13 protein-coding genes are annotated in these 13,354 nt (G+C 46.8%); all 13 read left to right on the top strand.

Going from position 1 to position 13,354, the window contains the following annotated elements; translation table 11 throughout:
• Positions 1–526 (top strand): cupin domain-containing protein (locus VIM91_RS11450; RefSeq protein ID WP_331864940.1); only part of this gene is annotated, 526 nt, incomplete at its 5' end.
• A gap of 48 nt (positions 527–574) precedes the next feature.
• Positions 575–739 (top strand): hypothetical protein, encoded by a 165-nt coding sequence (locus tag VIM91_RS11445; RefSeq protein WP_331864939.1) that lies wholly within the window; start codon positions 575–577, stop codon positions 737–739.
• Positions 740–744: 5 nt separating this feature from the next.
• Complete coding sequence (asnB, locus tag VIM91_RS11440; RefSeq protein ID WP_331864938.1) at positions 745–2,604, top strand: asparagine synthase (glutamine-hydrolyzing); 1,860 nt, start codon at positions 745–747, stop codon at positions 2,602–2,604.
• Positions 2,597–3,265, top strand: a complete 669-nt coding sequence (locus VIM91_RS11435; RefSeq protein WP_331864937.1) for a class I SAM-dependent methyltransferase — start codon at positions 2,597–2,599, stop codon at positions 3,263–3,265. Before asnB ends, VIM91_RS11435 begins: the two co-directional genes overlap by 8 nt.
• Positions 3,252–4,142, top strand: a complete 891-nt coding sequence (locus VIM91_RS11430) for a class I SAM-dependent methyltransferase (RefSeq protein WP_331864936.1) — start codon at positions 3,252–3,254, stop codon at positions 4,140–4,142. Before VIM91_RS11435 ends, VIM91_RS11430 begins: the two co-directional genes overlap by 14 nt.
• The gene (locus tag VIM91_RS11425; protein ID WP_331864935.1) at positions 4,135–5,463 is read left to right on the top strand and encodes a hypothetical protein; all 1,329 of its coding nucleotides are present in this window, start codon (positions 4,135–4,137) and stop codon (positions 5,461–5,463) included. The genes VIM91_RS11430 and VIM91_RS11425 overlap by 8 nt, the downstream gene beginning before the upstream one ends.
• A gap of 20 nt (positions 5,464–5,483) precedes the next feature.
• A complete protein-coding gene (locus tag VIM91_RS11420) occupies positions 5,484–7,235 on the top strand; it encodes a carbamoyltransferase C-terminal domain-containing protein (protein WP_331864934.1) in 1,752 nt (583 codons plus the stop codon).
• A gap of 49 nt (positions 7,236–7,284) precedes the next feature.
• Positions 7,285–8,814, top strand: a complete 1,530-nt coding sequence (locus VIM91_RS11415) for a hypothetical protein (RefSeq protein ID WP_331864933.1) — start codon at positions 7,285–7,287, stop codon at positions 8,812–8,814.
• The gene (locus VIM91_RS11410) at positions 8,811–9,893 is read left to right on the top strand and encodes a glycosyltransferase family 4 protein (protein ID WP_331864932.1); all 1,083 of its coding nucleotides are present in this window, start codon (positions 8,811–8,813) and stop codon (positions 9,891–9,893) included. Before VIM91_RS11415 ends, VIM91_RS11410 begins: the two co-directional genes overlap by 4 nt.
• Positions 9,887–10,819, top strand: a complete 933-nt coding sequence (locus VIM91_RS11405) for a glycosyltransferase family 2 protein (protein ID WP_331864931.1) — start codon at positions 9,887–9,889, stop codon at positions 10,817–10,819. The genes VIM91_RS11410 and VIM91_RS11405 overlap by 7 nt, the downstream gene beginning before the upstream one ends.
• On the top strand, positions 10,812–11,543 hold the full coding sequence (locus VIM91_RS11400; protein ID WP_331864930.1) for a class I SAM-dependent methyltransferase: 732 nt from the start codon (positions 10,812–10,814) through the stop codon (positions 11,541–11,543). Before VIM91_RS11405 ends, VIM91_RS11400 begins: the two co-directional genes overlap by 8 nt.
• A 23-nt stretch (positions 11,544–11,566) precedes the next feature.
• Positions 11,567–12,670: a glycosyltransferase gene (locus VIM91_RS11395; RefSeq protein WP_331864929.1), complete on the top strand. Its 1,104-nt coding sequence runs from the start codon at positions 11,567–11,569 to the stop codon at positions 12,668–12,670.
• Between the two features lie 3 nt (positions 12,671–12,673).
• A partial coding sequence (locus VIM91_RS11390; RefSeq protein WP_331864928.1) for a class I SAM-dependent methyltransferase occupies positions 12,674–13,354 on the top strand: 681 nt, incomplete at its 3' end.

Genomic DNA, 13,354 nt, shown 5'->3' with positions numbered 1-13,354 from the left:
CGACGTGCGCGATACCCTGGTGCTGGCCCAGCATCGTTGCGTGGCCGCCATCGGCCTGGATGGCGTGGTGGTCATCGAAACCCCCGACGCCGTGCTGGTCACGCGCCGCGAATGCGCCCAGGACGTGAAGGAAATCGTTTCACAGTTGAAAACGCTCGGCCGTGACGAATACAAGTTTCACCGCCGCGTATTCCGTCCCTGGGGCGACTACGAAGGCATCGACACCGGCGCCCGCTACCAGGTGAAGCGCCTGACGGTGAAGCCGGGTGCGTCGCTGTCGCTGCAGCTGCATCACCACCGTGCCGAACACTGGATCGTGGTGAAGGGCACCGCGCGGGTCACCCGTGGTGAAGAGGTGTTCATTCTTTCCGAGAATGAATCGACCTATATTCCGTTGGGGACCAAGCACCGGCTGGAGAATCCCGGGGCTATTCCGCTGGAGATTATCGAGGTGCAGTCGGGGAGTTACCTGGGGGAAGATGACATTGTGCGGTTTGAGGATGTGTATGACCGTGTCCAAAATTGAATATTGTATTTGTATCCTGATGACAGACTTATATTGATGGGCACGGAGATGCGCTCGGCAGACGATCAAGCCGGGTTATTTCATCGCCGCTGTATCGGTACGCTTGGGCGTAAGCAACTATATGTCGGTATGATGGCCCTTGTTGGAAAATCTTCTTATTGGCCATGGCCATTGATTTCGTCCTCCGACGGCAATAGAGAATTGAATCGCTAGCTCTTATGTGTGCGATTGGCGGCATTTATCTTCGTCCTGGTGGGCAGTTGGCTGTAAGTGACTACCTTGAGGCCATGCTGTGTATCCAGCGACACCGGGGTCCTGATGGAGAAGGAGTCTGGCTTGCGCCAGATGGTTTTCTCGGCCTAGCTCATAATCGCCTTGCGGTTCTGGACCTGACCGAGCTCGGCGGCCAGCCAATGAGTTCCACTGATGGACGCTTTGTGGTCGTATTCAATGGCGAGATATATAACTACCAGGAACTTCAGCGGGAATTAAATACACTGGGAGCAGATTTCCGCAGTCACAGTGATACCGAAGTTATCATCGAGGCGTTTAGGTATTGGGGTGAGGGAATGCTGCAGCGATTGCGAGGCATGTTTTCATTCACAATATATGACAAGCATACGCGCAGTTTATTATGCGCCCGAGATCGCGTAGGTAAAAAACCATTTGTATACGCCCAGACGGCATCTGCATTCGTATTCGCATCGGAAATCCCTGCGGTAAGACAAGTGGCGGGTGTAGATACAACATTCGATCACGACGCCATTGCTGCAATGCTCCTACACAACCTACGTCATATACCGGACCCACATACTGCCTACCGTGGTATCAAGCGCCTGCGTGCAGGTCATGCGATGGTCGTTAGGGAGGGCAGGGTAGAAAGAATTTGGCGTTACTGGAAACCGGCGATAGCTGAAGGACCTTTTAGCCAAGAAAGATTGCGTGAACTGATTGAGGAGTCGATAAGTCTTCGCATGCATGCGGACGTGCCAGTTGGAGCGTTGCTATCAGGTGGCGTCGATAGTTCGGCTATCGTGGCCCTCATGCAAAGAAAATCCGCTGATCCAATACGTACCTATGCTCTGGGTTTTGACAAGGACGATGAAGATTTGCGGCGGGCGAGAATCATGTCCAAGGCCTTGGGAACTGTTCATCGCGAATTTTATTTTGATCCACAGGAACAGTGGGAAATTTTCAGGATGTTGCTTCGTATATATGGTGAGCCCATCATGTTGTTACCATTGGTACACACGTACGCTCTTTGCCGTGCCATTCGCGACGATAACATCAAGGTTGTGTTGACAGGTAATGGCGCCGATGAACTTTTCTATGGCTACACGGGGCATATCCGCACACTGAAATTATCGCGCTGGCTCGACCGACTTTCGCCTATCCTGCCACTATGCAAACCACTGAAAAATACCCGTCTGGGGTGGGTTTCTGAAAATCGTGGCGCACGCAAGGCGGCCTGGTATCGCTGGCTGGCCAAGACTGAATGGACCCATTTTCTCTCGAAGGATGCTCAGTCAACACTGGCCAATCGTGCCGCCGAAGAGCTCGATTATTGGGGGGTGCTTAGCCCATCCAACCATTTTATCGACGAATCCAATTTTGTAGGTCTGATGGTGGAGAATCCACATTCAGTAACAATTGCTGGCGATTTGCCTGCAATGGCAGCCTCGGTGGAAATTCGTGCTCCTTTTCTTGACCAGGAAATCGTATCCTTTGCCCTAGGGACACCAGTTGAAAAAAAGATTCCGGATGCAGCGAATCCCGACTGGCTTAAAGCAATACTGCGTGAGTCCGTGCGAGATATTATCCCAAAGGAATTGCTAACGGCGCCAAAACGGGGCATGGGTATGGGTATTCAGGAAGCTGATGTGTTACGTGGGCCGTGGAAGAGAAGAGTAGATGAGCTGTTCCAATCTGCTAATGATGCAAATGGCCTGATTGACTCATCGCGTGTCAAGGTAGAATGGAAAGAATTTTTATCTGGGAAAGCACCAGCAAGCCGTGTTTCAAAAATGCTGGCGATTCAAATGTGGCTGCAAATGGGGCTTGGAAATGCGAGTGAATGATTTGGTAAGGCTGAATACCAAAGCCAAGAGAATAAAGGATCCCTTTAGTTACCTGGAAAATTTTGCTTCCGGAAAAAAGATTCTTAATGTAGGAGCTGCAGGTGGGGTGAAAGGTTATCTCCCAAATAACAAGAATGTCTGGCTACACCATAGGCTGGCAATCGCAGCAAAAGATATTGTTGGCATTGATATCGATGTAGACGGGATAGAGTATGCTGAAAGCCACGGCGTCCACATTCTTAATGCGAATTGTGAAAATGTCGATCTGGGAAAACTTTTTGATCTGATTGTTATTTCGGACGTTATTGAACATATGAATGCACCTGTATACGCGGTTGAAAACTTGATGAAGCACTTGACTCCAGATGGGTGTCTATGCGTAACAACACCAAATGCAACATCTGGAATGACGTTTGCCCGTATCCTTGCTGGTAAACCCCCTAATGTCTATTGGGATCATGTGGCAGTTTATTGTCCTGAACATATTCAAGCTATTTGTGACCGATTTGGATACGTTTTGTCTGAAGTTTTATTTTTTGATCACGTTGATAGGCGGTCCACCGTTAATATTGCGAAGTCCTATATTTCATTGGCGGTGTCTGCGATCTATCCCCGACTTTCCACATCTTTTATGGCAGTGATTAGACATGCCGGTAATTGATGCTGAAATCCCACTTGATCCGGATGTAGAACACGCTTGGCATGCCTGGTTGGAAGTTACAAAGGCTCGGTGCCACATTAATTATGAGCTGGAGGGTGGCCGCCTTGACACACATATTGCCAGTTGCCTAGAAAACTCAATGATCACGGCGGATCGAGTGACAAAACTTGGGCACCCTTGTCCACGTAAAATTCTCGAGGTCGGGAGTTCCACTGGGTTCAATTGCCTTGCGTTGTCGCACCTGTACCCAGATGCAGAAATATATGGAATAGAGCCTGACAACGAAGCGGTCTTGGTGGCAAACAGCATGGCGGCAGCTGCAGGAAAAAACAAAGTTTATTTTCAGCAGGGTGTAGGCGAAAGCCTGCCCTACGAAAACGAAGAATTCGATCTTATAATATGCCTGACCGTTATTGAGCATGTGTGCAACGTTGAGAATGTAATTTCGGAAATGGCTAGGGTTCTGTCTCCGGACGGGATACTTCGTCTTGAGGCGCCAAACTATGTATGGCCGTACGAGCCGCATTTGAGCCTTTGGTGCATTCCCTTGCTAGGTAAAAAATTTGCGCGATTTATGGCCCTTATACAGGGGAAGTCAAAAAACGTAGCGTATCTCGATCACTTGCAATTTGTTACACCTGGGCGCCTTGAGTCAGCTTTCAAAAAAAATGGTCTTGTCTGGGAGAACCTGGTACAGGTGAAGCTGGAGCAAGTTTTTGAAGGGGATTCTAGTCAGATAAAGGCCTACACACGCATAGCGCGGTTAATGAGAATCCCGGCCAAGCTAGGCCTAGGGAGAATTCTCGTCAAAATTATTATGGGTACAAGGCTCTATCCAAGTGTGCTTTATGCGGTAAAAAAAGCATCGCATGTATAACTTGCTGCATAGGTTGCATGACAGATTACCGATCAACCGTGATTATCTGGCTGCTCTGGTGACCGGTTATGGGCTTATGGCCGTAATTATCGTTATTCAGTTGGTCTTGATTCCACTTTATTTGACTCACCTAGGCAAGGAAAAATTCGGGGTGTTGGCCATGATTATGGTGGCTAACAACTATGCTGCGATTGGAATAACCTGGCTTTCAGGGAGTATGGCGCGCGTACTGGCAGAACGCGCTGCTGTGGATGATCGTGAAGGGTTTCGTGAAGCCTATGCATTTTCCAAAGCTGTTTATGTACTCTATGCCGTGATCGCGCTTTGCATATTTTGGCTAGCAGCTCCCTGGTTACTTAAGAATGCACTTGCTGATGAAGAAATATTCTATGCCATAGTTCTTTCTAGCGTTTATTTCGTGCTTGCCTATGAATATAACGCTGACAGGCAGGCTTTCATGGCCCGGCATTGGCAGGCAAGAGGAAATTTGAGGGAAGTGGTTGGCCAGATCGTTTTTGCTGGATTCGTGGCGTTTGGGCTTTATCAGGGTATGGGCCTACCTGGCGTGGTGCTTGCCCAGATTGCGGGTATTGTATGTACCCGTCTCTTAGCGTGGGCGCATTGGCGGAAAGATGAGTATGGACTTGGATGGGCATGGAAATTTACAGATGCGAGAACCCTGTGGAGGCGCGTGAGTGGTAGGGTTGGCCGACACTACGTCGTCTATGGGGTTTTGTTACTGACGCTTCAAGCAGATGCCTTGATCATTGGTTGGCTTGCTGGTCCGGAAATCGCTGCAAACTATTATTTACTTTGGCGAATTCCTGAGGTCTTTATTTTATTGCTATGGCGCATACCGAGTTCCTATGCGCCACATCTGATAGCCATGGACGCGCGTCATGAATATGATTCGTTATCACAAAATTATCGAAAAGGTTTATATTCCGTAAGCATTCTGGCGGGACTTGCTGCTCTAATATACGGTATTTTTGGTAATCCGATAGTGCATTTATGGCTAGGCGATGATGCTCCTGCTGGGCAACTACCCTATGCTATAGCGGCACTAGCAATGTTTTTCATTTCGATTGCGAGATGGCCTGCCGAAGTTGCGTACGCACTGATGAACACCAAACCGTTGGTTAGAGTCGTTGCAATTGAGCTGGCGTTCAAGTTGGTCTTGATAGCAGTTCTATTTAGTGCCATTGGCTATCTTTCGCCAATCGTTGCTGTATGCCTAGTGCATCTTCTAGGCATATCATACTTGTATATGTGGCTAGGGAAAGAAACCATCAGTGCCCACATTCATTCACGAATAATCTAGTCGATAATGAAAGGTATTCCATGCTGATCATCGCAATACATCCAGGCCACAACGCAACCGTAAGTCTTGTACGAGACGGGAAAATCATAGGGCTTCTCAGTCAGGAAAAAATCGATAACATAAAAAACTCTGCAACATTTCCAATTGAAGCGGCGCACGCACTCCTGGATGAATGCTCTATTGCGTGGGATGAGATTGAAGAGATCGCTATCGCCGGAACAGACGTATTTCCGAACTATTGTTATGAGTATCTCTTCAACCCAAAAAATAAAATTCAAACTCGCTTGCCGTTGCCAGGTAGAATTTTGAAACGATTGGGGAAGAGTGCGCTGGGCAAGGCTATGCCAGGGATATTTTATATGGCGCGTAAGAAGCGCAGGGCTGCACTAGTGAGGGCTGGGCTTTCCGAGCTTAAAAAAAATATTGCACAAAGCCCGCTTGTTGGAAAACCGATTACGTTTATTGATCATCACCAATGCCATGCTTATTCAGCTTACTATGGGCTTGCAAAGAATAATGAACCAGGACTTATTTTTACCGCCGATGGAAGTGGTGACAATTCATGTGCAACCGTTTCGGTAGTGCGTGATGGAATAATCAAGCAAATCGCGGTTACGCCGCCTAATGCGTCTCTTGGCGGGATTTACTCTAATACAACCCGCTTCTTGGGCATGAAAATCCTTGAACATGAATACAAGGTGATGGGGTTAGCGCCATATAGTAGAGGTTACGAGAAAGAGGTTTACGAGCGTATATTCGCGCCTGTTATCAGCCTGGACCCCGTCAATCTACTCGTTTTTAAGTCAACGATAGATACTTCAAATTTTTATGACTATCTCGTTCGTCATGCGGTCGGCGAACGTTTTGATAACATAGCCGGTGCAGTACAACTCTTGTTGGAAGAGCGTATAACTCAATGGATACGTGAAGCCATAAAAACAACGGGTATACGAAATGTGTTCACTGGGGGCGGGGTTTTTATGAATGTGAAACTCAATAAAAGAATCTACGAGATGGAAGAAGTTGAAAAAATACATTTTCTACCATCATCAGGAGATGAGTCCAATCCAATAGGAGCTGGATACGCACTTGCGCTGCAACGTGGCGATCATCCAAAGGCGCTGGGAAATTTATATTTGGGAATATCATATAGCCGAGATGATCTTGAAAATTTTATTAATCGAGAAGCTCTGCACGAAAATTATAGTATTACAGAGCATGAAGATATTGAAACCGAGATAGCATCTTTACTCGCGGATCGGAAAATAGTGGCACGATTCTCTGGGCGTTGTGAGTGGGGCGCACGTTCTCTGGGTAATCGGGCCATACTTGCTCACCCGAGCTACATGGAAAGTTTCTATACCGTTAATGATTTGATCAAAGCAAGAGACTTTTGGATGCCATTCGCTCCGTCCGTACTCGATGCGTATGCAGATCTTTATCTCGATAACTACCAACCAGAGAAAGCGGAAGCACCTTATATGATTACCGCATACACGGCTTCCAGTGAAGGTCAGAAGGTTCTTAGGGCTGCAATGCATCAGGGCGATCACACAGTTCGACCCCAGGTAGTGACGCGGCATGGTAACCCGGAATATTATCGGCTTATTGATACGTTTAAAGAGCTAAGTGGTGTTGGTGCTGTCCTTAATACCAGTTTTAACTTGCATGGATATCCGCTTGCAGCTACGCCGGAACAGGCAGTTCGCACCCTGGAGCGGTCCGGTCTTGAAATCCTTGCTCTGGGTCCCTTTCTTGTGCGAAAAAAATAATAATACTGCTCACCGCTTGATTGGGGGCAAATGAACGATGGCTCAACTAATGATTCATCTGGGGCTTATACTTGCCACCCTCGCTGTCATGGGTATTTATATTTCGCTGAAAAAATATGATAACTTCAATTCTATAGCTATATCACCTGTATTCTATTTTGCTTTGTTGTGGTGGCTTGCATTTCCATTGCATGCCTACCTGATTTATCAGGGATGGGTTGATACACAACAGCAGGTTGTGGTGACAAGCGCAGACATCATTATTGCGCTGTGGTTGTCGTTATTGAGTATGGGCGTGGTCTATTGGGGTGCCGTGGCAGGTCTTAGAAAGAATGTGCGCCATGTAAACAATGCATGCAATGCTGGGTCAATAGAAAGAGTCTTGATAGTCGAGTTGATGCTAATTATTTTGGCTTTTTATTTTTTGGCTCGAACAGTATTTGATTCAGGCGAGTTCATCCCATTCGTAGGAAATGATCAGAACGAGAACCGAGTCGGTAATGGTCCGTTTTACCTTCTTTCAGAACTTTTTATATATGGGCTGATTGCATCGACCCCATTGATTTTCGCTTCAACCAGATTAAATCCAAGGAGACTTTTGTTTCTTGGCGTGATCGCAGTGGGGATCATGCTCGCAGTATATATGGGTATAGTGCTGAACTCACGGAGGTTCATCGTATTTCCGCTATTCGTGTTAGTACTGGCATGGCTATATTTGAGTGGGATGAAATACCGAAAGCTTGCTGCTCTTGTCATAATCGGGACAATTTTAAGCGCACCGTTTTTGCAAGCGTTGCGTTATAGTCTTACACCAACTGAAGCTCCGGAACAAGCGCTAGAAAATGAATCTTTCGTAGACGACCAACTTCAATATAAGCCCGAAGATTACGCAAATTATTGCAGGTATATATATAATCATCCATCTCCTCAACTTCAGGTGCTCGTTACTGACCGTGACGGCCTTGAGCGACGACTCCCTCATGCGGCGGCATCAGTTGCGGGGTACCTCTGTGAGCCTGGGTCGACAAGGTATGCGTCGTATTCCTTTATACAAAATATTGCAAGTAGCTTCGGCGGCATTGATCATCTGGCGACATTTATCCATAAAAGCACTCTAATAGAGAAGATTATAGGTGTCGATCAAGGCACCGCATGGTCATACAACCTTCTACTGGCTACAATTCCACGGTCGATATGGGAGGAAAAACCCCTGCATTATGGGAGCGTCGCGATCCAGAAATGGTTATATCCTCACATGTACGAAAATTCTGACATTACTATGACGCTACCGCCATACTTCATAGTAGATTTTATGTTCGGTTTTGGGTTCTTGTCCTTATTGGTTCTATCTTATGGGCTTGGGAGAATCTTGGCGTGGTCGCATTTAGTTCTGGCGTCTGCGCTATTATCACAGAATATGCTTCGTTTTATTTTTGCGCTTTTTGTCATGGCATACATGTTCAACTTGGTGAGAGCGGGTACAGGCATTATCCAACCATTTCTGCCCATACTTGTTGTCATTATGCTGATGTATGGAATAAGGCCTTTTCGTGATTTCGCGCGAGAATTTAAAGGATGAAGATATTTTTCTACCCGCATGAATACTTGCGCGATCGTCAGATTGATACCATAAGAAATTGGCCACCTGGAGAAGTGGTTAATCCGGAGCTTGCTGCCAAGCGAGTTGGAGCTCAGGTATCAGCAAATAAAGCGAATGCTGCTAGAGTAGCTGCTTCATGGAAGCAGAGGCTGCCATTGCTGAACATAAAGATGCGGCCAAGTAATGCGCCGAAAGACGCGGTTGTTTATTTGTGGGGCGCATTGGTTTTGAGCGGAAATTTCATCGTGGATCTCGATAATCCGTGGAGTTTGGTTGGATACAATTTGAGCGCCATGCCGATTTTCCGATCATTTATAAGACGGATACTACTATCTGATCGTTGCTATGATATCCGCTGCATGAGTAATGCTTGTCGAGAAAGTCTGAAACTGCTCTTCGGAAGCGACGTTTATAATAAAGCAAGCATACATTATCCATGCTTGGAGCAATCCGTTGCTTCAGTTGATAGCGTGTGTGGTGACATAACTCACTTCTTATTTGTGGGAACACAGTTCGAAATAAAGGGGGGTGAAGCTTTACTGCGCGCATTCAGCCGTGTCTATTCGCGCAATCCGAATTGCAGATTGGATATTGTTACACATATGCCTGAGCATTATGTCTATCTGGCAAATTCGTGTCCGGGTGTTGTGGTGCATGAGGCGCACTACATTAGGCGAGAAATTCATGAAGAATTTATGCGGAATGCTGATGTTTTGGTGTTACCCACATACGTCGAGTCATTCGGTATGGTTGCCCTTGAGGCGCTGGCGCACGGACTGGCACTTATCGTTACAGATGTTTATGCATTGGCAGAAATGGTAGAGCACCATGTGAATGGTATTTTATTGCAGCCGCCGATTTCAATTTGGGATGGGTATCTCCCGTCTGAGATTTACAAGAACATTGCTGATGTTAAGAAATACATTCGTGAAATTGATAAGTCAGGCTTTGAAATAAACCTTGAGAATGCGATGGAAAGTTTTGTACTCGATCCTACCTGGCTACTTCAGGCGCGCAAAGCAAGCACGCATCTAATGAAAGAGCGATTCGCATGCTAATCTCTATTGCGATTCCTGCCTTCAACGCAACAACGACTATTACCCGCACATTGGAGTCTGTTTATTGTGGTGAGCTCCCCGATGATTGGAGAGTTGAGACCGTAATCGTGGATGATGGGAGCACGGACAGTCTTGACCTGGAAAAGCAGGTTAGTGGTTACAATGATTCACAACTGATAAGGCATTCAGTTAACCGTGGCATGTGTGCCGCGCGAAATACAGGTATAGATTATACGAAAGGAGATCTCGTCATCATTTTGGACTCCGATGATGAGCTCGTGAACGAATGGCCACGTGCGCTTCAAGCGATCATGCGTGATTGGCCTGAGGAATGTAACCTCTGTTTCGCCGCTTGCCGAAATCAAGATGGTATTATCACGGCAACCAATCCGGGTTTCCAAGGTTATCATTACCTAGATGATCTGCTTAATGAGCGTAACAGCGGGGAATATTTACCAATATTTCGCGGCGATTATATTAGGGAAAATCGCTATGTGGACTTGGGGCTCCGAAAATCGTGTGGCATTGTCAGCTATATAAAATTTGCATTGGACAGTCCATTCTGGATATCAAGTCAAGTGCTGCGGATATATCACCAATCTCGTGCAGGCTCAGTGACGCAGGGATGGACGGCACCGGACAAGGCTGCAGAAACGGCTCGCTGTTATGAGGCGCTTTTTGAGCGCTATGGCAATCTCTATCGCGAAAGGGCCCCCGCGATTTATCGAACAAAACAGTTAAGGCTTTCTGTATATCTCAAACTCGCTCAGTTGCGTGGTGTCTGGTCCGCATATAAAAAGGGGGCCTCTTTGATGGTTCCGTGGGAAACGATTGGAGTTGCTGTGATTTTGTTGATTGGTCCGCGGATGGCGGGAAAGCTGGTGAGTTACATGAAGGATGTAGGAATAGTGAGACGATATGGATAACTGTACAGAGGAAAACGAGCAGTTTTACGAAAGGTTCTGGCAAGATGTGGAATACCAGCAAGCCTTTGCCTTTGACTCGGCTGTACGAGACCGATTTCCGGCGATATCCGAGGTGTGGGGTGGCTTGCGGAAGCCTAAAAAGGTACTTGATTACGGCAGTGGAAACGGCGTCCTAACTTATTGGTTGTGGTCTAATGGCTTTGGCGAAGAAGTGTTAGGTGTCGACGTAAGTAGCACGGGAGTCGAAAATGCAAGAAAAAGTTTCAGCAAGCCTGGGCTGCAATTCGAACTGATATCCGTATTAGACGCGATCGAGCCTGGGAGTTTCGATGTGGTGGTATCATCGCATGTGCTAGAGCACATCGATAATCCTGAGGTGGCACTTAAAAAGATAACAAGTATGGCTGAGTGGGTGGTTATCGAGGTTCCCCTGGAAAGATGCTTTTGGCCTGAGCTTGTTGCGAAAATGCGACGAAGGCCTCGTCGCGAGAACCCTCTTGGGCACGTAAATTTCTGGGATAAGGAAGGATTTAGATGGTTTTTGAAACAAGCGGGTCTGATAATTGTTAAGGATTACCAATACGCATCTGCCCCATATTCGCCATTTAATCACTGGGCGAAGCGACTTCTGGAGATTGTTGCGCTCAGGGCAATGGGGTTGAAGCTGTATAGCAGGATTATGGCAACCCATTACGCTGTACTCGCGCGAAAAATCGACTCTTAAAGCATAAATCAGACGAGAAGATTGTGCGTGTACTGCTGATATTTTCGAGTAGTGACCTTGGTGGTGCAGAGCGTAGCCTCACCAGGATGGCGCTTGCCACAACAGGCGAGATCCAATTTGAATTGGCAACATTGGGTGGTTATGGCCCGTGGGTTGAATGGTGTATTGAGCAGGGAGTAGCACCGCATGTGCTCGGTGTATCTAGGAGAAACAAGCGTCAGTGCTTTTGGTGTATTACCTCGCTATTCAAACTTATCATGCTTGTGCGTCGTGAGAAATTCGATGCTATATACGTTATGGGGTTGCGGGCATCTGTCAATATCCGTTTGGTAAAGCCATTTCTGAGGGGGGCGCGTATCGTACATGGGGTTCGTTGGAACCCCGCTTCAAATTCGAGGCTCGACAAAGGGTTCCGGTTGGTCGAGAGATATCTTGGAAGATTGGTGGACCTCTACATTGCGAATTCACTCGCCGCAAAACGAACAATGATAGAGCGAATGTCCATACCAAAAGAAAAAATTCGAGTCATCTACAATGGATTACACGGAATCCAGAAGGAAGTGAAGCCTATTATTGAGCGGCCGTTGCAGGTGGTAACAGTAGCCAATATATCACCACGAAAAGGCTATTTGCAGTATGTGGAAAATGTTGTTGCGCCATTGTGCCGCGATATCCCGGGGGCGAATTTTGTCATTGTTGGACGTGACGATATGGCAGGTGCAGTGCAGCGAAAAGCGCAAATGCTCGGCTTGGAGAAATGTGTAAGGTTCGAAGGATTTCAAAGTGATGTTTCGGGTTTTCTTCGCCATTCAAGGGTTTTTGTTTTGCCATCATTATGGGACGAGGGCTGTCCGACTTCAATTCTGGAGGCCATGGCATATGGAATGCCAATAGTGGCATTTTCTCTCGATGGTATACCTGAGTTAGTAAAACATGAGGTGGATGGAATTTTAGTTACCCTAAATGACTATTCGTCTATGAAGGAGTCAATAGAGCGTTTATTGTTGAACCCGGAAGAGGTCGAAAGAATGGGTCGAGCAGGCTACAAGAAGGTTTCCGCGGATTTTGCAATCGAAAAAACAGTAAAAGAGCACGTATCCGCATTCAAGATGATGTCGGGGGATTAAGCAATGTGTAATCTGGCATCCAGGGATAATAACGACAGCAATATCAATCTGGATACTAAAACAGTATCAGGATTCGGGGATGAATGGAGTCGTTTTACTCAAGTGGATCTCGAAAAGGATGCAAGGAACAGGATTTTTCATGATTACTTTGCTGTATTCCCCTGGAATTCGATAGAGGCAAATGCTGATTGTGCCGACATTGGATGCGGGAGTGGGCGATGGACTAAGGTCGTAGATCCGTGGGTAGAATGCCTGCACCTTATTGATGCAAGCGATAAGGCGTTGTCTGTGGCGCATCGAAATCTAAAAGATGCACCAAACGTTATGTTTCACCATGCGTCTTTCGATATGCTTCCGCTTGAAGATGAATCACTGGATTTCGTATATTCTTTCGATGTTTTGCATCACATTCCTGACACAGTGGGTGGCATAAGAGCGATCTCGGAAAAACTAAAGCGAGGAGCACCCTTCCTCATATATCTCTATTACGCATTTGACAATCGCAGTCCTGCATACCGTGTGTTGTGGAGAATCATCGATATGGCTAGACGAATTATATCGCGCCTTCCATACCAGGCACGTTATTTCGTAAGTCAGTTAATCGCGATTCTTGTGTACTTTCCGTTTGCCAGATTGGCACTCCTTCTTGAAAAGATGGGTGTCGAAGTGTCTGCACTCCCGCTC

This window comes from Thiomicrospira sp. (assembly GCF_036568485.1).
Lineage (GTDB): Bacteria > Pseudomonadota > Gammaproteobacteria > Thiomicrospirales > Thiomicrospiraceae > Thiomicrospira.
This window is presented reverse-complemented; position numbering and strand designations above follow the sequence as displayed.